Raw genomic sequence first — 18,316 nt, 5'->3', positions numbered from 1 at the left:
TCATTCTTTTATGGAATCTTCCACTATGAAAAAACTTTGGCAAAAGTTGATTAAACCAAGCAGCAAGTATCCAATTCTTGCACTGGTTTTAGTCGGTATCGGTATTACACTTGCGGGCACTTTTGTTGTCCACAAGGGCTTTCAAGTCACTTCGACTATCGAATTCTGTACCTCTTGCCACACCATGCAGCAGAACTACGACGAATACAAAGAAACCGTTCACTTCAAAAATGCTTCTGGTGTCCAGGCAATCTGTGTTGACTGCCACCAACCGAAAGACTTCCCGGGCAAAGTATTCCGCAAGCTCGAAGCAGCCAAAGATCTCTACCACCACTTCGTGACAGGTAAGATTGATACACCGGAGCAATTCGAAGACCACCGTCTCGAAATGGCCCAGGCGGTATGGGATCGAATGAGTGGACAGAAATCCAAAACCTGTAAGAGCTGTCACTCTTACGACGATATGGATCACAGCAAACAATCGGCAAAAGCAGCAATGGAAATGAAAAAAGCCGCTGCTGCCGACATGAACTGTATTGAGTGTCACAAAGGTATCGCCCACGAACTGCCAAACATGGCAGGCGGTTTCCAGAAAGACTTCCAGGAGCTTCAGGCGACAGCAAACGCACAAGGTGGCGCATCCGAGACATTGTACTCGCTGGGTGAGAAAGACCTGTACGCTTCTGCCGATGCTAACGGCAAAGCCGAAGGTAAACTGCTTCCTGCATCGGAAGTGACAGTACTTGAACGCCAGGACAACATGCTGAAAATCAAGGTTGACGGCTGGCTTGAAAAATCTGGCAAGGGCCGCGTAATGACCGAATACATGGGCAAGCGCGTCTTCAAGGCCACCATTCGCGGCGATGTTAAAGCCACTCAGCAGCTGATTGAAGAGCAAACTGACAGCGCTACTGACATTGAATGGCAGCACGTATCGGTGGAAGCCTGGATCACAGCTGAAGACATGATCGACAACATCCAGCCAATCTGGAACTACGCAGAAGACATGTACGGCTCAACATGCAATGCCTGCCATGCAGCTCCAGACCCGGCACACTTCACGGCTAACGGCTGGATCTCTGGCCTGAATGCGATGAGTGCCTATTACCGTCTTAGTAAAACCGAAGAGCGTACTCTGCTGAAGTACCTACAGAACCACGGTAAAGACACCGGCGGCGCTGGCGCGCACTAATTCCTGATGCGCGGTGGGTAACACGATGCCCACCGCCTTTCGAAAAAGAATTTTAATTTAAGGATTTAACTATGGCGACTCAAATTCTAAGTAAAGGCGTTTCTCGCCGTCGCTTCCTGTCCGGTATGGTTGCAGCAAGTGCTGCCACTGTGGTTGGCACAAGCCTGCTTGCTCCACGCAAAGCAATGGCTGCAACTGACACTAAAGCTACATTCACCGGAGACGTGCTTTCAGGCTCTCACTGGGGTGCATTCCGTGCAAAAGTAGAAAATGGCGTCTGGGTTGATACTGTTCCGTTCGAGAAAGACAAGCACCCGACGACCATGATCAACGGCGTCCGCGAGGTTGTATATAACCCGGCACGTGTTAAGTACCCAATGGTGCGTATCGACTGGCTAAAACACGGCTACAAGTCTGATACGACTCAGCGCGGTGATAACCGTTTCGTGCGCGTGCCATGGTCTCAGGCGCTTGACTTCTTCTATCACGAAATGGAGCGCGTTCAGAATTCCTACGGTCCTAGCGCACTATACGCTGGCCACACAGGTTGGCAGTCAGTCGGTAAACTGCACTCTGCCGGTACCATGATGAGCCGCGCTATCGGTCTTCACGGTACTTACCTGGGTAAAATGGGTGACTACTCAACCGGTGCTGCTCAGGTTGTCCTGCCATACGTTGCCGGTGCGATGGAAGTTTACGAACAGCAGACTTCATGGCCGCTGGTTCTAGAGCACTCTGATACCATCGTTATCTGGGGCTCAGATCCGGTTAAAAACCTGCAGGTTGGCTGGCTGGTACCGGATCACAGTCCGTATGCCTACTACCATCAGCTTGCCGAGAAAGTGAAGAACAACGAGATCAAGGTGATCTACATTGATCCAGTTCGTTCTGATACTCAGAAACTTGTCGGTGGTGAGCAGGTGCCTGTTAACCCGCAGACTGATGTTCCGCTAATGCTGGCTATCGCTCATACCCTTTACAGCGAGAACCTGTACAACAAAGACTTTATCGCAGACTACACGACAGGTTTCGACAAGTTCGTTCCGTATCTGACAGGCGAGAAAGACGGTGTCGAGAAAACACCGGAATGGGCAGAAAAAATCTGTGGTATCAAGGCTGACGAGATTCGCGCCCTAGCTCGCCAGATGGCTTCTGGCCGCACGCAGATCATCGGCGGCTGGTGCCTGCAGCGAATGCAGCACGGTGAGCAGTACGCGTGGATGCTGGTTGTTATTGCTGCCATGCTTGGTCAGATTGGTCTGCCTGGCGGTGGTTTCGGCTTTGGCTGGCACTACAACGATGCCGGTTCGACGACCTCAAACGGTCCGCTGATGTCAGGCTTTAGCGGTGTAACTGGCGTTGACCCTATCCACAACGGTTCGTTCAAAGGCTTCTCGACCTACATCCCTGTCGCGCGTTTCGTTGACTGTATTGAAAATCCAGGCAAAACCATTCAGTGGAACGGCCACGATGTGAAGTACCCTGAAATGAAGATGGCGGTCTTCTGTGGTAACAACCCGTTCCACCACCACCAGGATCGCAACAAGATGATCAAGGTGTGGCGCAAACTTGAAACAGTTGTGTCTGTTGATCACCAGTGGACGGCGACTTGTCGTTTTGCCGATATCGTTCTGCCAGCAACAACAACGCACGAGCGTAACGACATCGAACAGTACGGTAACCACTCTAACGCAGGTGTCATTGCCCTGCCTAAAGTTGTTGACCCTATGTTCGAAGCCAAAGATGACTTCGATATCTTCCGTGAGCTATGCCGTCGCTACGACCGCGAAGAAGCGTTCACTGGCGGTAAAACGCAAATGGAATGGATCGAGCACATCTACAACGGCGCTCGCCTGCAGGGCCGCGGCCTTGGCGTGCGTATGCCAAACTTCAAGAAGTTCTGGGAAGGCGAAGGTTTTGTCGAATTCCCAGCAGGTAAAGAGTGGGTTCGCCACGAGTCTTTCCGTAAGGAACCGGATCTTGAGCCACTAGGTACAGCATCTGGCCTGATCGAAATCTACTGTAAAACTATTGCGGATATGGGCTATGACGACTGTCAGGGCCACCCAATGTGGTTTGAAAAGAACGAGCGAAGCCACGGCGGCCCGCGTTCTAACAAGTTCCCGATCAACTTACAGAGCACGCACCCTAAACATCGCCTGCACTCGCAGCTATGTTCATCAACCGATCACCGCGCAACCTATTCTGTCGCGGATCGTGAGCCTATCTACATCAACACAGTAGATGCAAAAGCACGCGGTATTAAGTCCGGGGATATTGTTCGCGTATTTAACGACCGCGGCCAGGTGCTTGCCGGTGCAGTTGTTACCGATGACTACAAGTCTGGCGTTTGCCGTATTCACGAAGGCGCCTGGTACAGCCCACTGGAAGGTGGCAAGCCGGGTACAATCTGTACTTACGGTGATCCAAACGTTCTGACTCAGGATGTGGGTTCATCGAAACTGGCGCAGGCAACATCGGCAGCCTCTGCGCTGGTCGATATTGAAAAATATACCGGTAAGGTACCGGCTGTCACCGGCTTCAACGGCCCGGAAGAAGTAACGGACATTAACCCGTTATTCCCGGCTATGGACCTGGCGTAAGCTGACTTTGGCTGCCGGGGGCTAATTGCCCCCGGTGCCTATTATGTTTACGGGAATAGCCCCGTTTTTATTACCTTTTATACCTATAAAGAGCCTATTCACATATAATCATTCAGTAAGTTAATGTTCTATCTGAATATGTTTTATGCAAACCGGCAGGATCACAATTTAAACCTTATAAGCCGGAACGCTTTACTCTGGAGTACCCATGCAAGAGTTTATTGCTTTCAACGAACAACGTGCAGAAATTTACTGGTGGATGTCTTCTCTTCTATCTCGTGAACTCACACAAGAAGATATCACTGAATATCATGGCGGAGAGATGTGCACATTCTTGTCAGGCCTTGGTATGACACCGGAGCTGAAACAACCTGTCGAAGCATTTCGTGATGCTTTGAAAAAGCTAGAATCCCGAGAAGATGCGCAACTTGAGCTGGCAGCAGATTTCTGTGGCTTGTTCCTGAGTACACCTAAAAATGGTGCCCTGCCCTACGCTTCGATGTATGTTGGCGAAAGTGGCCTGCTGAATGACAAACCAGCGCAGGATATGAACAAGCTGATGGCTGACTACAATATTGCCCAGCGTAAGGAGTTCAACGAACCCGCCGACCATATTGCCGTCGAGTTAGACTTCATGGGCAACCTGATCATTCTGGCCAACCAGCAGGAAGACGAGCAAAAAGCCGAAGATGTCATGCAGGCACAGCATAAATTCCTTGAAACCATGTTGCTGAACTGGTTACCAGCCTTTGCCCAAGCATGTAGCGCTCGAGATAAATTTGGTTTTTATGCTGCTGCAGTCAATCTGCTGTTGGCATTCTGTAAATTAGATACCGCTTTCCTGGCGGGAGAAGAACAATAATCCAATCAGCCCATCACCAAGGCTGAAATCACTATCTCATGTTGCCGGCAGATGGATTGCCGGCTTTTTTCTGCCTGTTTCACTTCACGCGGCTTCCCGCCTCCCGTTCAGCTAACGCACAGCTTTCATGACATTTAACTGACATTTCTCACTTTGCGCTCCGTTAAATTAAGGACATACAGACAACAAAGAGATATCAGTAATGCATAATATTAATACGATTACGAAACCATCCCCTGTCATGAAGAGCTGGTTTATTAAAATGTCTTTGCCTCTGGTACTTTTATCCATGGTGCTGCTGGCCCCGCAAGTAAATGCCAGCAATGTATCAGCTGACTCACCGGCAGCTCAAAAAGAGACGGTCAACAGAATTAACGCCATACAGCGTGATCTCACCAGTATCAGGCAGCAAACCCTACAGGAAAACCCAGAGCTTGCCGAACAGGCCAAACAGCTTGAGCATGACTTTAAGAAAAAAGCCGATGAAATTGGCTATGAGCCAGAAGAGTTCATTACCAAGGCCCAGGAAATCCAGGAACAGGTAAGAGACACTTCGCTCAGCGAAGAAGATCGCAGTGAACTTATCCAGGAGTTCGCCGCAGCCAAGCAAAAAATGGCCGAACAGCGCCAGGCTATTCTTGATGATAAAGAATTAATGGCCAAGCAAGATCAACTACAGGAAGACATGTTGGTAGCCATGAAAGCGCAAGATCCGAAAACAGAACAGCTTGTCGAAGAACTCAACACACTCGTAAAAGCCATTCAGTAATGCAACACACTCTGCTCCGGTAATTAACGATGCAACCTGTCAGTTTTAATCCCTTGTTCTGACAGGTTGCCTTCGTTTCCAATACCTATGGCCAATCAAACACTAACGCGGCGTGATGGTAAACGACTGATCCGCACTATCGTTAACTTGATAGCCGTAAGCCAGAATCTGGTCTCGAATACTATCTGCCTCATCATATCGGCCTTGTTGCTTCATACTCTGTCGCTGCTCAGCAAGCCGCTGCACCTCATCCGGGATAGTCACCCGCACGACCTTACCAAGATCCAGACCGAAAATTTGATCGAAATAGAGCAGCGTTGACTTTTTATCTGCCGGCTCGATTTGACTCTCTATCACTTTCCAAACCAGGGCAAGTGCCTGCGGCATATTTAAATCACGGTTGATATACCCTAGAAATTCCGCTTTGAACTCGTCATCCACATTGCCACCAGCAGGCATATCGGCAATCTTATCTCTTAAACGACGGAGTGCCTTTTGGGCACCCGCCAACCCTTCCCATGAAAAACTCAAGTGGCTACGATAATGGCTAGTCAGCGTTAGGTAACGATAGGCCAGAGGCTCATAGCCTTGTTCTATCAGACTCTCCAGGCGCAGAGATACCCCGGACTTGGAGATCTTCTCATTGTTAATATTCAAGAAGTAACCGTGCATCCAATAATTTGCCTGCACCTTGCCATTTTTGGCCTGGCACTGGGCGATTTCATTGGTGTGATGGACCGGAATATGATCTTCACCACCGATATGGATATCGAACGTTTCTCCAAGGTATTTCTCGGCCATCGCTGAACATTCAATATGCCAGCCAGGAAAACCAATCCCCCATGGACTTGGCCACTCCATTTGCCGCTTCTGCCCGCCACTGAACTTCCATAAGGCAAAATCCGTCGGAAGCCTTTTCTCTGCCATGTCAACGCGTATGCCCGCTTCCAACCCTTTCTTGTCTAGCCGAGCAAGCTTGCCATAATCCGACAATTTTTCTGTATCGAAATAGATGCCGTCACTGGTTTGATAGGTGTAGTCCTTCTCTTCAAGTGACTGAATAAAAGATATTTGCTCCTGAATATGCTCTGTTGCCCTGCAGGTAATAGAAGGTTTTAGGATGTTAAGCCGCTCCAAGTCGGTAAAAAAGGCGCTTTCAAATAAGGTGGCAATCTCCCACGCCGACTTGTGCTGGGTTCGAGCCCCTTTTTCCATTTTATCTTCACCGCTGTCAGCATCTGACACGAGATGGCCAACATCGGTGATGTTCATTACATGGTTAACTTTATAGCCGTTCAGTTGTAACACGCGCTTTAGAATATCCACGAACAAATAGGTACGTAAGTTACCGACATGGGCGTAGTCATAAACGGTTGGACCACACGCATAAAGACCAACCTTGAGCGGTTCTATCGAATCAAACGGCGTCAGTTGCCGGCTCAGCGTGTTATAAAACTGCAGTGTCGTTTGTGTCATCGTTCATTTCCTTATAAATACAAAAAGGCCGCGGATGTAAACATCAACGGCCTGGGAGATAGTGCGATATATTCGTTAGGTGATAGCTACACGAAAGCGGCCGTAAATTAAGTCTTTACAGCAACAACATAGAGGGTGAGTAAGCGCAGTCATCATCGTCATAGTAGTTTCAAATTAAAATAGCTAACATTCAAAATCAACCGTTTATTTCTCAATACTTTAATCTTCTGACCATACATCCTTAATTGAAGGCCAGCCCCAAGCGGTCATAGACACTCCCTTTAATATGCCCTCGAAGCGCAGAGTCTGGCGGTGGTGAAACAATGGCAATAACCAGTGCTCATTTATCATCATGGTGGCTATGGCATCCAACTCGTGGAGGTATTCATTCAACGCTCTCTTCTGACGAATGTTGATCAACGCTGTCGCTAACCAACGGCTATCATCTGGCGACAGACATTGATGGAGAACGGAGTTAGAAAGCATCCAGCGAAATGCCGAGGTAGGACGGTTGTCATCCAGGTTCAAGCTGGTCAGGATAAGATCTTCGCCTAACTCCCCTTTCCGCGCCTTCTCATGAAAGTCATCGAACGAATAAACCCGAACCTGGCACTCTACCCCAGCCAGTTCAAGAATTTCGGAAATGGCTGTCGAGCAGCCAATCAAGGCCTGATGATCAAAAATAGCAATCGTTAGTGTTTCCGGAAGCAACTGTTGAAGGGTTTTGGGCCTATAAATTGTGGTCCAACTTGGTAATAGGTTGTTAGCCGGGACCGCCTCTATCTGTGCGTTCAGGTGACGCAACCTCACCACCAGCTCATCGCTAGCCAGAAGCTGATCGAGATACTTTCTCTGCATCAACTGGAGCCTTGACTGATGGTTAAACAGCATCAGCAGACATCCGTCTTCAATTCTGGTCTGCTGGCTGTTTTCATTCCCCTCTCCCTTTCCGGAAACAGAGACATAATGCGAGCAACTGGAGTGGCTTTCTTGAGCAATATCAGCCTGAAGTAAGGTTTTACCAAATGAACTGGCATGCTCCGAAGCCACTTGCCAGACCGTGACAGAATCAGTCAGTGCTCGGCATTCATAATAATTGTCGAATGCCTGCAGATGTAATCGCTTGCTAGAGTGTTCCTGGACCTGAAATGCACCGCTTCCCACTATCATGGCTGCCTGTTCAAGCTGCGTAGCTGGCTGGATCGAATACCTGACATCAGAGACTAACCCAGCAAAGCCAGGATCTGGCTGATTTAAAGCGAACTCGACGCAATGAGGACTAATCGCAGAAACACTGTCCATATGAGCCAGCTCTTTATGATATTCCGGCAATGCTTTGAGCTGTATAAACAGCTCGGCAACTTTTTCCGCATTAATCTGACTACCGTCATGAAACGACAGCTGCGGACGCAAGAAAAAACGCCATCGACATGTCTCTTCATCATAGGTCCAGTGATGGGCTAGCTGGGGGGTGAGATTCCCGTTCTCATCACAGGAAGTCAGACAGCTATATACCTGACGCAGAAAAAAACGCTCACTGTTTCTCTGCGCTATATGAGGCAGTATAGGTGAAAACGAACGACGGTAGGTAAGTTGAATATGCAGCAGCCCCTCACGTCGAGAGGCACCTGAGGTCGTCTGCAACAACTGGCCAAAGAGCACTTGGTCATTATCGATAAGTGCCAGTGCTTTTTCATACTTTCCAGTTGAGATATGTTGCTTGGCAAGATCGGCTCTCAGTTCATCAGGACTGTATTTAAGATGAAGTAAAGAGCGTTGGTTACGCCCCACCTTTGGCACCCACTCCAGCCAACCGACAGTGTGCATTTCCTTCAGTAACGTTCTGCTGTGCCGGGGGCTGGTAAACATAGCTTCCGCCACATCATGAAGGGTAATTAGGATCTCCTTTTTCACCCCGAGCTTAGCCGTGCGTGTATAGTAAAGCAGTAATTTATCCTTCAACAAAACCAGCTCCAATCCATCATTATCGCTTCCTCATTTTAATGACTCACGCCCTTTCCTCTATATTAAACTAGAAAAAACACCAATAACAGGAAGAAACCTGAAATTTATCATCTGTGTTTTTGTTCCTTATTTGAATGAATAATAAAGCCTCCAAAACAGTGGAGGACGAAGATATGTTAGCCAGCATCAAAAGTATCATTCATCAGAAAGCAGGCGGTACAGCATTAGCTGAGTACTATCGTTCACGGTTGAATACCGCGCATAGTGTTCTTGAGCAAGAAGCCATTCTTTATATGTCCTCACTGCTGTCACTTTACGACTGGGATGCCCAGGATAATCAGGAGCGGAAATGAAGATTGAACATGTCGCGATTTGGTGTAATTGCCTTGAAACCATGAAACTGTTTTACCAGCGTTATTTTGACGCCAAGTGCAGTGATATATATAAAAACCCGGAAAAGAAGTTTTCATCATATTTTTTGACGCTGCCAGACGGGCCACGCATTGAGCTGATGAATATGGACTCTTTTCAGGTGCTACCTGCTGATCCTTATATTCAGTTCACCGGACTGGCGCATATTGCTTTTTCTCTGGGCTCTGAAGAAAAAGTGAATCAAATGACTGAGAGATTTACCACTGACGGTTTCAAGCTCCTGGACGGTCCGCGCTGGACCGGTGATGGTTACTATGAAAGTGTCATTCTAGACCCGGAAGGCAATCGTCTGGAACTGACCGTGTGACAACAGCTCCTCACCGCAATAAACCTATTGCGGTGAGTCCTCTCATTGATCAAGCTATGAACAATCATCTTCATAATCACTTAGATTGATTCCCATTTCTTCTGCCACTTCGGCCCAATACGGCTCGGCTTCGCAAACACAGCAGTCACACCAGGGAGCGATCCCCTCGTGCATATTCTTGCGTTTATTGCGATCCAATTGACGGGAAACTTGGCGTGCTCTCTCCTTATCGAGACCAACAGACACACTTGCCATAAGCTACCTCCTCCCACCTTTACGGGGATATCAATGAAAATATAGCCCGACTCCGGCAAGTAGGTGATCACTTCCGCGACAATGGTAGGGACATAAAAAAACCGGAACGATAATTCATTCCGGTTTCAGTGTTTCATACAATGTTGCTTATAGCTCTATCGCTTTATTCTGGCTCAGCAGTTTCATCCCCTGAATATGCTTGACGAACCATTTGACGATTGCCAATGCAGCAATCACAAGCCCAACAACCGGAATAGCGCTTAGTAGCTTATCGAGAAAATCACTCTGCACCCAGTATTCAGCACCTGCAACCATACCGCTGGTCGTAGCAGCCGTTACACCCAATACCACAAAGAAAGTGAAGAATAAGAAGAAGGTACGGATGATGGTGTAATAATGGCTGTATGTCAGCTCATCGGTGCCCTTATTCAGCTTATAAGCCGAATAAATAACAGCAACAATGCCTGATATCATAAAAGTCAAAGGGGTTAGAAAACTGGCGATATACGCAAAGCGCACACCGCTTTTAGTATCACTGGACATAAATGAAACTCGGGTTTGTGTCATCAATAGAATAATTATCACACGTTTTTTTCGCTCAGCAAGCGAGCCCTCGTATTACGATGATCCGGATCAAGCGATTCCGTTAGAGTCCGTAATAACAACCTAAACGAACAAAGGCCTATCGGCTTCCAGACAGCAACATGCTGCTTGACTAACCACCCAGGCCCTTGTTATTAATTTTTTTTAATTAGTTCTTGCTAACTATAGCTCTTCGTTTGGTGTCGTGATCTCGCTACCGTCCTTGATTCGTTTATGGCCTTCCTGCAAGTGGACAAAATCAACCAGATCGTCACCGCTCACTTGAAACGCCTGGCCAAATCCCTTCACAAACAATCCCTGAGTAGGTTCAAGACGGAACAAGGTAAAGTCTTCCAACCCGCTCAGACCATCAACTATCTCACCAAAGCGTGCTTTCAACTCGGCTACAGCAGCAAGCCAGCGCTCACTGTTTCGTTCGACGACAACAACATTTGCCTCAAAGGTCAGTCGCTTGCGTGCATAGATAGTCTTTGATGTCCCTTCATCTTCAATCATCATCAATGACACCTGCGGATTTTCAAGCAGGTTACGGGCATGTTTGGCAATTTGACTGATCAACACATAGTAGCCATCTTCCAACAGGGCAAACGGCGCATAGCTTACGTTGGGCTTACCTTCAACATCTACAGTTGCCAATTGCAGTGTCAGGCATGATTCTCGAAACTCTTTGATTTCAGGGCCAAGTCGATTTTGAAGGCGTTCTTGCTTTACTTGATTCATCTTTACTTTTCTCCAAGGTATTGTTGTTTTAATTGTTTGAATTTTTCGATTTGATCCGGAAATAGCTGACGTTGCTTGTCACGGCCCAGATACACTTTAAAGACACACTCACCGCCTTTGGCAAAAAAGCCGATAAAATAGCTTTCCTGCCCCATAAACGGTTTACTGACCAGCGCAATATCTGTGACAAGATCCAAGCGTAAGTGACCGTGTAACTCACCTGGTTTCCCCATTAAGTTGTAATATCCACGCGCTTCCTTGCCTTTCGGAAACGGTGCTTTCACCTCAAAAATAGAGCCCATTGAATGCACAATAGCCGTTACTGGCCCCCAGATTGGTAAATCTTCAAGAATGGCTTTAGCGTTCTCTCCCGGAACAGGAACCACCAGTTCGTCAGGAAATGCCATGACGACTTCGCCTTCAGTGACACCAAGTGTGTCAGCAATCGCCATAGCATGCAGCTTGGGATCGGATGTCAGTAGTTCAGCGACTTGGGACTTCATTGCTTCAAAAGACTTATTCTCGTACACAGTTTCTCTCCAGATAATGTCATTTCTAAGCTAACTCACGATGCCGTATTCAGAACACCTTTGATAACTTATTTATATAGCTAAATATTAGGCGGCTTTCTGCAGTGGATACTTTTGCAGTACTTCTATCATCGCTTGTGCCAACGAGACCGACCAGAATTCGCCAGCCAATGTGAGTGACAAATAGTCACCTTCAAGGTTTACCAATCCGTTGCTCTGCCAGATAGCAAACAGCGGTCGGCAATAATGGAAAATGTCCCAGCCAAACTTGTTACTCAATTCAGCAGCAGACAAAAATCCCCGATCAAAGCTCGCTTTGACTTCAGAATGCAGCGCAGCCTGAGAGGCAACACGCGTCATCATGGCTACCGGGATCTGCTCCGCTTTCACAGCAGCAATGTAGGCATCCAAACTCCGTTGCTGCATAAGACCAAAGCCACCCACGTTACCACCAGCGCCGGCACCCAACGGCAGTACTTCGGCCGATGTTTTCGCCAAGCTGTTATAGATGCTCCGCTCTCTATTATCGCGTGCCCAGTGGTTGACACTTAAGCGACGAAGGTGATGCTTGGCCATAAAGTTCACACCATTTTCGAACATCGTTGCTTTCGTCGGGGTATCGGCAGGCTCTGGCAGGCGACCTTGCTCTACCATGCCTTTCATCGGTGTTCCGCCCATCTCGATCAACTGATACAAGTCGACACCATGGGCACCGCTATCTAGAAAATCGTTGAGGTCTTGTTGCCAAATATCAATATCCTGATATGGAAGACCATACAGTAGATCAATCACAATCGGTGCCGCGTTGGTCGCGCTTAATTCCTGTATACGCTTGAGCACAACATCGCGGTCATCAAGTCGCTTTGCCTTTCTCCGTACTTGCGTATCAAAACTCTGTACTCCGAAGGAAAAGCGATTAAATCCCCCGTCTAACGCTGCATCAAACATACTGTCATCAAAGCGATTAATACGGCCTTCAAGCGTGAGTTCGCAATCTGTGGTGAGCGGAAAATGCTGTCGTATCATCTTGCCCAAGCGGTTAACCTGCGCGGGCGTTATATCGGTTGGAGTTCCGCCGCCAATATAGACCGCATGAAACGGTGCCGACTGCGTCCAAGGCATCTGCGCCTTCAACTTCAGTTCAGCCATTAAGGCTTCAAAATACTCATCAATTAAAGACTGGCTCGATGCATACTGGAAAAAATTACAATAGGTGCACCGGACTCGACAAAACGGAATGTGAACATATAGACAGCGCTTTCCATTTTGCTCTGCTGCCACTTCATTGTTCAGAGCGGTTAAGAGCAGCGGTTGCCGTTCCTCTTCAGCAACCATGGCACTCATTCCGCCTGCATGTGCCGAACGTTTGCTGGAAAAAGCAAAACGCAGAGGATCCGGCGTGTTGTTACCTGTTATTTCAATATCTAGATCTTCAGGATTAATTTGTCGTTCTATATTCATAGGTAATACGAGCTAACTATTGTCAGCTCCTCCTCACCAAATATCTCTACCAGTTATCAAGACAGTCATTAATAGACTTATTCATGATGATTATTGTTGAGCAGCTTTCTGATTGCTTTCTTTATTTTTTGTACCAGCCAGGCGCAAAACAACCCGCATACCTAGAAGCGATTTATTGCGCCCAAATGATAACCAATCTTATTTGCAAGCATCATAAATTCGCGAAAATGAGATTGCAAATGATAATTGATATTATTTAATCTTTATGGATAATGAGGAACATTCTCACCCAAAACTAGTTTTTGATAATTCTATTATTAGTGATTTATATATTTAAATCAGAGACTTATTCACCGGATTTATTTAATTAAGTTTTAGGCTAGCCAGCAGGTAATTGAAATTGTGAGTTGGAGATAAATCAGTGAACACTAAACGATACGTAATTGCAGGCGCAACATCGATCATTATCCACAGCGCCCTTCTGTCAGCAGTACCCAACAAGATTGTGATGGCTATGCCCATCGGTACTGAGTCGACTCGAGTATCACTGAATCTTATATCTGCTCCCAAACCAGCTTCTCAGCCGCCAGCAGTAAAGGAGGTGGTTCAAGAAGCCATTAAACAACCAACACCGGTAGCCGACCCCAAACCGATAGTGAAAGAAACGAAAGTAAAAAAGCTGGTCAAAAAGAAAAAAACTGAGGTCGAAAAGAAACCACAGCCGCCTAAGTCTGATCCTAAGCCCAAGATAACCAAGCCAGTACCGAAAAAGGCGAAAGAACGCCCGGTCAAAGAGATCGCGAATAAGATCGATAAGCCTGAGCCCCCCAAAAAAGTAGCCGAAGCTAAACCAGAAAAACCTAAACCGGTTTCTGAACCCAAAGCGGAGAGCAAATCTCAACAAGCAGCAGGTGTAAATAGCTCTCCCAAGCTAGTTACCCGCCCAACATTTGCAACCCGCCCTAATCCTGTCAAGTACCCCAAGATCGCGAAACGTCGAGGTATAGAAGGACAAGTAATGATTGAAGTATGGATCGACAAAAATGGCAAACAGGTCAGACAATTACTCGTAAAATCTTCAGGCACCCAAGTGCTTGATAAGGCGGCACTTGATGCCATAAAGCGTTGGCAATTCTCTTCTCATACCGTAGACGGACAAGCCATTGCACACCGTGTACAAATTCCTGTTCGTTTTAAGTTGGATTAAACAATGGACAACATCTATCAGCTACAAAACCAATTTGGTCTCATGACCTGGCCGCTTCTTATCTGTTCAGCACTTACAGTGATGATCTTATTGGAGCGGTGTATTCAGGTATTACTGTGTACCGGAGTCGGAAGAAACAAAATCACGGCCTTGCTTGCCAAGCAGGATCGTAACAACGACTCATCTCTCAACAAGATGGCAGAGAACCTGAACAATCAGCGCCCATTACTCTATAAAGGCGTTGCGATGCTTATCTCTCACCGACACTTCAACAAACCACTTCGCGAAGATGCGGCAGGGATCTGGCTGCAGCAAAAACGGACCCAACTCCGTTCTGGCTTACGATTGCTGACATTGATTGGAGTTATTAGTCCCCTTCTCGGTCTATTGGGAACTGTGCTAGGACTAATCGAAATGTTCAAAGGCATTGCAGCTTCAACTGGCTCTGTTACTCCTAACGATCTTGCTGATGGCCTAGGTCTTGCGATGCGGACCACAGCGGCGGGACTGATCATTGCCTTGCCAGCAATTACCGGTGCCCAGCTCCTCGGGCTCTGGGCAGACAAGGTGACAGCCAAGCTGGAACATACCCTCAATTATTGCAATCTGTGGCTCGAAGGATTGAATCTTGTTCCGAATGGCCAGCCTGACACACTCAAGCAACATAACCAGGCCGAGGTTCAGCAATGATCCGTACCAACAATGCCAGCCAGTTCGAGGATGATCTCACCCCAGATCTGACACCGCTGCTGGACATCATCTTTATCGTCATGGTCTTTCTGCTTCTCACTGCCAGCGTCAAACTGGAGTCTCTGGAGGTTGAGCTGCCGCAAACAGAAACAAAAGTGCTTCAAACCACAGAGTCTGATCCTGTCACGATCAACCTGACAGCACAGCCGCCTTTCTGGGCTTTACAGGGAAAACCAGTAGAAAGCTGGGAGGCGTTTCAGCAGGCGCTCCTAAAAGAGATCAAAACCAACCCGGACAAACCGGTTGTTATCGGCGCCGACAAGGCAGGCTCAGTTGAGAACATGCTTAAGTTACTCGCCTTTCTTCAACAGCATGACATAAAAGCTACCCAATTATTAATGGAAGAGGACAACTCATGAAGCGTATCGCTCTGGCTACTACATTACTTTTCGCAACCTGTTCGGTCTGGGCCAATGAACGAATCATCAGTGCCGGTGCTGCCATTACTGAACTCATCTATGCCCTGGACGCACAAGAGCAGCTTGTTGCGGTCGACATTACCAGCAAATCTATGGTCGACAGCTCTGTACCGACTCTGGGTTATCACCGCCAGTTGTCAGCTGAAAGTTTAATTGCACTCAATCCGACCCGGCTTTTAGGCTCAAACGAAATGGGACCCAAGACAACCTTGGATTTGATCCAGCAAGCCGGTATTGAAGTCGATATTCTTAACTCAGGAGAAACCGTCGATGATCTATTGATTCGCATTGATGAAATCGCCCGGTTAACCGACAAAAAAGCTGAAGCCAACCAGCTGCAAGCTGTCGTAAAACAGCAGGTAGCAACTATCAATGCAAATCTAGCAGACCAAAATGAACGCAAAAAAGTTCTATTCCTGATGATCCATGACGGACGTCCCGCTAACGTTGCCGGACGTAATACCACTGCTGATACCGTCATTCGACTTGCCGGGGCAATCAATCCTGCAGCCAGTGCGGTAGAGTCATACAAACCGATCTCGACCGAAGCCATGGTGGAAATGCAACCTGACATTATTCTGATTAGCTCACGCACACTCAGCAGTATTGGCAGTGCCGAAGAACTGCTTAAAAAGATGCCGCTACTGGCAGCGACACCAGCAGGTCAAAACAAAGCACTGGCCACCATTGATGGTACGGCACTTATTGGCGGTCTGGGCCTAAAAAGCCTGAGCGAAGCTGAGCGCCTTAATAACGTTTTCTATAACCACTGATCCTGAAATTTTCTACGGCTATTTATGCACTCAAGAATACTACGGCTCCAACGAATGCCTGTCAGCGTTGTTTTCCCGTTAGGCTTTTTGCTACTCGCTGCTGCTATCGTTACCTCAATTGTGGTCGGGCCGATGGCGATCAGCTTTTCAGAAAGCCTCAAGGCACTATTGCCATGGCAAACAGAGCTCCCGACACATATTGAGATCGTGATCCATAAAATCCGCCTTCCGCGCACCCTGCTCTGTATCGCGATCGGCAGTATACTTGCGCTCTGCGGTGCAGTTATGCAAGGGCTTTTCCGCAACCCTCTGGCAGACCCCGGTATTATTGGTGTTTCAGGGGGGGCAAGCCTTGGCGCAGCACTTGCCATTGTTATCTTTGCACCTCTAGCGACATCATTTCCGCTGCTACTCACCATGGGAACCGTGCCGGTGTTCGCCTTTATTGGCGGCGCAGCCAGTACCTATCTGGTTTATCGGCTTGGTACCGATAAAAGCGGCACCTCTGTGACAATTATGCTGTTGGCAGGTGTCGCTATTGGTGCGTTATCCGGAGCCGGGCTTGGACTTATGAATTACTTTGCCGACGATCAGGCGCTCCGTGACTTATCACTGTGGTCGATGGGCTCGCTGGCTGGTGCCACCTGGCCGGGCATTACCCTCGCCTTTGTCACGCTTGCTGTATTGCTTCTGGCTTTTGACCGCCATGCCAATGCGCTAAACGCCTTTCTGTTAGGGGAAGGCGAAGCCAGGCATATGGGCGTGAATGTACAGAGGCTAAAGCGGCTGCTTATTTTGCTCTGTGCCGCCGGCGTCGGTGTCACCGTCTCGTTAACCGGCGTCATCGGATTTATCGGCCTCATCATTCCGCACCTTTGCAGAATGCTTACTGGGCCAAACCACAAAACCCTGCTGCCGCTATCGGCGCTACTCGGTGCCCTGATCCTGCTTATTGCTGATATGCTGGCAAGAGTTGTCGCCACTCCGGCTGAATTACCTGTCGGGATCATCTCCGCGATTCTCGGCGCACCATTCTTTATTCTCCTCCTTATCAGACAAAAGGGGAAAATGTCATGAAGGTTTCACCGAATAACCCTCAAGCTGCTATCGAAGCCAAGGGCTTGCACCTGTCCCTAGGCGGAAAAACATTACTGGATGACTTCAACATCACAATTGCCAGTGGTGAGCTGACGGCGCTATTGGGCCCAAATGGCGCGGGCAAGAGTACGCTACTCAAAGTCCTGTGCGGCGAAGTTGATGCAGGGGGAGACATCGAATTCTTCGACAAGCCGCGGGCTGAATTTAAACCAGAACATCTTGCCAAGCATCTGGGTGTCCTACCACAACACAGTAATTTAACTTTCGCTTTTACTGCACAAGAAGTAGTGGAGCTCGGCTGCATCCCCCTTCAAATCCCGAATGCTGAAACCCAGCAAATTGCCCGGGAGAAGATGCAGGTTGTCGATGTGCTCTCGCTAAAAGATCGGCTCTACCCCACCCTTTCAGGGGGGGAAAAGCAACGGGTACATTTTGCACGTGTACTCACCCAGCTCAGTCAGGCGGGTAAACAATGTATACTAATGCTCGACGAACCCACCTCGGCGCTTGATCTTGCCCATCAGCACCGAACACTTCAGGTAGCTCGTGAGTTGGCTCGCACCGGAGCCGCAGTTATTGTTGTTATCCACGATCTCAATTTGGCTGCGCAGTATGCTGATCGCCTGGTCATCATCAATGAGGGGAGAATCCAGGCAGATGGCTCCCCCTGGCAAGCCCTAACCAGTGAAACGATCAGCAGAGTTTACAGCTGGCCTGTGCACATCACAGCACATCCGACAGATAATTATCCGGTAGTCATATCTTCTGGTATAGCTACAGTCTACTCGGAAGCTATCTGAATCGGATATGCATCTAATTGGTGTAAAATCGCATTGAGTTTGTTGATATCTATCAAGAATTTCAAGGTTGGGATACAGAAACGTTGCACTGTGC

19 protein-coding genes are annotated in these 18,316 nt (G+C 48.0%); 12 read left to right on the top strand and 7 right to left on the bottom strand.

Annotation, left to right across the window (positions count from 1 at the left end; genetic code table 11):
• Positions 1 to 25 precede the first annotated feature (25 nt).
• The 4 genes from torC (at position 26) to L4D19_RS17710 (ending at position 5,426) form a co-directional block, all read left to right on the top strand.
• A complete protein-coding gene (torC, locus tag L4D19_RS17725; RefSeq protein WP_428453568.1) occupies positions 26 to 1,192 on the top strand; it encodes a pentaheme c-type cytochrome TorC in 1,167 nt (388 codons plus the stop codon).
• 71 nt (positions 1,193 to 1,263) lie between these two features.
• Entirely contained in the window at positions 1,264 to 3,795 is a 2,532-nt protein-coding gene (torA, locus tag L4D19_RS17720; protein WP_428453567.1) for a trimethylamine-N-oxide reductase TorA, read from the top strand.
• A gap of 208 nt (positions 3,796 to 4,003) precedes the next feature.
• On the top strand, positions 4,004 to 4,657 hold the full coding sequence (gene torD, locus L4D19_RS17715) for a molecular chaperone TorD (RefSeq protein ID WP_428453566.1): 654 nt from the start codon (positions 4,004 to 4,006) through the stop codon (positions 4,655 to 4,657).
• A 202-nt stretch (positions 4,658 to 4,859) separates the two neighbouring features.
• Positions 4,860 to 5,426, top strand: coding sequence for a hypothetical protein (locus tag L4D19_RS17710; protein ID WP_428453565.1), 567 nt, complete (start codon positions 4,860 to 4,862; stop codon positions 5,424 to 5,426).
• Positions 5,427 to 5,528: 102 nt separating this feature from the next.
• On the opposite strand, the gene cysS is transcribed toward L4D19_RS17710, so the two are convergent.
• Positions 5,529 to 6,902: a cysteine--tRNA ligase gene (gene cysS / locus L4D19_RS17705; protein ID WP_428453564.1), complete on the bottom strand. Its 1,374-nt coding sequence runs from the start codon at positions 6,900 to 6,902 to the stop codon at positions 5,529 to 5,531.
• A gap of 219 nt (positions 6,903 to 7,121) precedes the next feature.
• Positions 7,122 to 8,867: an SgrR family transcriptional regulator gene (locus L4D19_RS17700; RefSeq protein WP_428453563.1), complete on the bottom strand. Its 1,746-nt coding sequence runs from the start codon at positions 8,865 to 8,867 to the stop codon at positions 7,122 to 7,124.
• A 173-nt stretch (positions 8,868 to 9,040) separates the two neighbouring features.
• Here L4D19_RS17700 and L4D19_RS17695 point away from each other — a divergent pair, with 173 nt between their 5' ends.
• On the top strand, positions 9,041 to 9,220 hold the full coding sequence (locus L4D19_RS17695) for a hypothetical protein (RefSeq protein ID WP_428453562.1): 180 nt from the start codon (positions 9,041 to 9,043) through the stop codon (positions 9,218 to 9,220).
• On the top strand, positions 9,217 to 9,606 hold the full coding sequence (locus tag L4D19_RS17690; RefSeq protein ID WP_428453561.1) for a VOC family protein: 390 nt from the start codon (positions 9,217 to 9,219) through the stop codon (positions 9,604 to 9,606). The genes L4D19_RS17695 and L4D19_RS17690 overlap by 4 nt, the downstream gene beginning before the upstream one ends.
• A gap of 54 nt (positions 9,607 to 9,660) precedes the next feature.
• Here L4D19_RS17690 and L4D19_RS17685 read toward each other — a convergent pair whose 3' ends face one another.
• The 5 genes from L4D19_RS17685 to hutW form a co-directional block, all read right to left on the bottom strand.
• On the bottom strand, positions 9,661 to 9,861 hold the full coding sequence (locus L4D19_RS17685) for a hypothetical protein (RefSeq protein WP_075767802.1): 201 nt from the start codon (positions 9,859 to 9,861) through the stop codon (positions 9,661 to 9,663).
• A 147-nt stretch (positions 9,862 to 10,008) separates the two neighbouring features.
• On the bottom strand, positions 10,009 to 10,404 hold the full coding sequence (locus L4D19_RS17680; RefSeq protein ID WP_075767803.1) for a hypothetical protein: 396 nt from the start codon (positions 10,402 to 10,404) through the stop codon (positions 10,009 to 10,011).
• A gap of 222 nt (positions 10,405 to 10,626) precedes the next feature.
• Positions 10,627 to 11,184: a heme utilization protein HutZ gene (hutZ, locus tag L4D19_RS17675; protein WP_428453560.1), complete on the bottom strand. Its 558-nt coding sequence runs from the start codon at positions 11,182 to 11,184 to the stop codon at positions 10,627 to 10,629.
• A 2-nt stretch (positions 11,185 to 11,186) separates the two neighbouring features.
• Positions 11,187 to 11,687, bottom strand: coding sequence for a heme utilization cystosolic carrier protein HutX (gene hutX, locus L4D19_RS17670; RefSeq protein ID WP_428453620.1), 501 nt, complete (start codon positions 11,685 to 11,687; stop codon positions 11,187 to 11,189).
• Between the two features lie 114 nt (positions 11,688 to 11,801).
• Entirely contained in the window at positions 11,802 to 13,175 is a 1,374-nt protein-coding gene (gene hutW, locus L4D19_RS17665) for a heme anaerobic degradation radical SAM methyltransferase ChuW/HutW (protein WP_428453559.1), read from the bottom strand.
• 421 nt (positions 13,176 to 13,596) lie between these two features.
• On the opposite strand from hutW, the gene L4D19_RS17660 reads away from it, so the two are divergent.
• From L4D19_RS17660 to L4D19_RS17635, 6 genes are read left to right on the top strand one after another with little or no spacing between them, the layout of a single operon-like run.
• On the top strand, positions 13,597 to 14,382 hold the full coding sequence (locus L4D19_RS17660; RefSeq protein ID WP_428453558.1) for an energy transducer TonB: 786 nt from the start codon (positions 13,597 to 13,599) through the stop codon (positions 14,380 to 14,382).
• 3 nt (positions 14,383 to 14,385) lie between these two features.
• On the top strand, positions 14,386 to 15,072 hold the full coding sequence (locus L4D19_RS17655; protein WP_428453557.1) for a MotA/TolQ/ExbB proton channel family protein: 687 nt from the start codon (positions 14,386 to 14,388) through the stop codon (positions 15,070 to 15,072).
• Positions 15,069 to 15,491 (top strand): ExbD/TolR family protein, encoded by a 423-nt coding sequence (locus L4D19_RS17650; protein WP_428453556.1) that lies wholly within the window; start codon positions 15,069 to 15,071, stop codon positions 15,489 to 15,491. The genes L4D19_RS17655 and L4D19_RS17650 overlap by 4 nt, the downstream gene beginning before the upstream one ends.
• Entirely contained in the window at positions 15,488 to 16,324 is an 837-nt protein-coding gene (locus L4D19_RS17645; protein WP_428453555.1) for a heme/hemin ABC transporter substrate-binding protein, read from the top strand. The genes L4D19_RS17650 and L4D19_RS17645 overlap by 4 nt, the downstream gene beginning before the upstream one ends.
• 24 nt (positions 16,325 to 16,348) lie before the next feature.
• On the top strand, positions 16,349 to 17,401 hold the full coding sequence (locus L4D19_RS17640; RefSeq protein ID WP_428453554.1) for a FecCD family ABC transporter permease: 1,053 nt from the start codon (positions 16,349 to 16,351) through the stop codon (positions 17,399 to 17,401).
• Positions 17,398 to 18,222, top strand: a complete 825-nt coding sequence (locus L4D19_RS17635) for a heme ABC transporter ATP-binding protein (protein ID WP_428453553.1) — start codon at positions 17,398 to 17,400, stop codon at positions 18,220 to 18,222. The genes L4D19_RS17640 and L4D19_RS17635 overlap by 4 nt, the downstream gene beginning before the upstream one ends.
• Positions 18,223 to 18,316 lie beyond the last annotated feature (94 nt).

Origin of the sequence: Photobacterium kasasachensis (assembly GCF_050336885.1) — a bacterium.
In the GTDB taxonomy this organism is placed as follows: domain Bacteria; phylum Pseudomonadota; class Gammaproteobacteria; order Enterobacterales; family Vibrionaceae; genus Photobacterium; species Photobacterium kasasachensis.
The sequence above is the reverse complement of the archived record's forward strand: the minus strand, read 5'-3'. Positions and strand labels throughout refer to the sequence as shown.

Bases quoted from the DNA above. Each gene is read 5' to 3' on its own strand.
- L4D19_RS17640 (WP_428453554.1), top strand. From the start codon at position 16,349: ATGCACTCAAGAATACTACGGCTCCAACGAATGCCTGTCAGCGTTGTT.
- hutZ (WP_428453560.1), bottom strand. From the start codon at position 11,184: ATGAATCAAGTAAAGCAAGAACGCCTTCAAAATCGACTTGGCCCTGAA.
- L4D19_RS17635 (WP_428453553.1), top strand. From the start codon at position 17,398: ATGAAGGTTTCACCGAATAACCCTCAAGCTGCTATCGAAGCCAAGGGC.
- L4D19_RS17690 (WP_428453561.1), top strand. From the start codon at position 9,217: ATGAAGATTGAACATGTCGCGATTTGGTGTAATTGCCTTGAAACCATG.
- hutW (WP_428453559.1), bottom strand. From the start codon at position 13,175: ATGAATATAGAACGACAAATTAATCCTGAAGATCTAGATATTGAAATA.
- torC (WP_428453568.1), top strand. From the start codon at position 26: ATGAAAAAACTTTGGCAAAAGTTGATTAAACCAAGCAGCAAGTATCCA.
- L4D19_RS17710 (WP_428453565.1), top strand. From the start codon at position 4,860: ATGCATAATATTAATACGATTACGAAACCATCCCCTGTCATGAAGAGC.
- L4D19_RS17645 (WP_428453555.1), top strand. From the start codon at position 15,488: ATGAAGCGTATCGCTCTGGCTACTACATTACTTTTCGCAACCTGTTCG.
- L4D19_RS17695 (WP_428453562.1), top strand. From the start codon at position 9,041: ATGTTAGCCAGCATCAAAAGTATCATTCATCAGAAAGCAGGCGGTACA.
- L4D19_RS17680 (WP_075767803.1), bottom strand. From the start codon at position 10,404: ATGTCCAGTGATACTAAAAGCGGTGTGCGCTTTGCGTATATCGCCAGT.
- L4D19_RS17655 (WP_428453557.1), top strand. From the start codon at position 14,386: ATGGACAACATCTATCAGCTACAAAACCAATTTGGTCTCATGACCTGG.
- torA (WP_428453567.1), top strand. From the start codon at position 1,264: ATGGCGACTCAAATTCTAAGTAAAGGCGTTTCTCGCCGTCGCTTCCTG.
- cysS (WP_428453564.1), bottom strand. From the start codon at position 6,902: ATGACACAAACGACACTGCAGTTTTATAACACGCTGAGCCGGCAACTG.
- torD (WP_428453566.1), top strand. From the start codon at position 4,004: ATGCAAGAGTTTATTGCTTTCAACGAACAACGTGCAGAAATTTACTGG.
- L4D19_RS17685 (WP_075767802.1), bottom strand. From the start codon at position 9,861: ATGGCAAGTGTGTCTGTTGGTCTCGATAAGGAGAGAGCACGCCAAGTT.
- L4D19_RS17650 (WP_428453556.1), top strand. From the start codon at position 15,069: ATGATCCGTACCAACAATGCCAGCCAGTTCGAGGATGATCTCACCCCA.
- hutX (WP_428453620.1), bottom strand. From the start codon at position 11,687: ATGAAGTCCCAAGTCGCTGAACTACTGACATCCGATCCCAAGCTGCAT.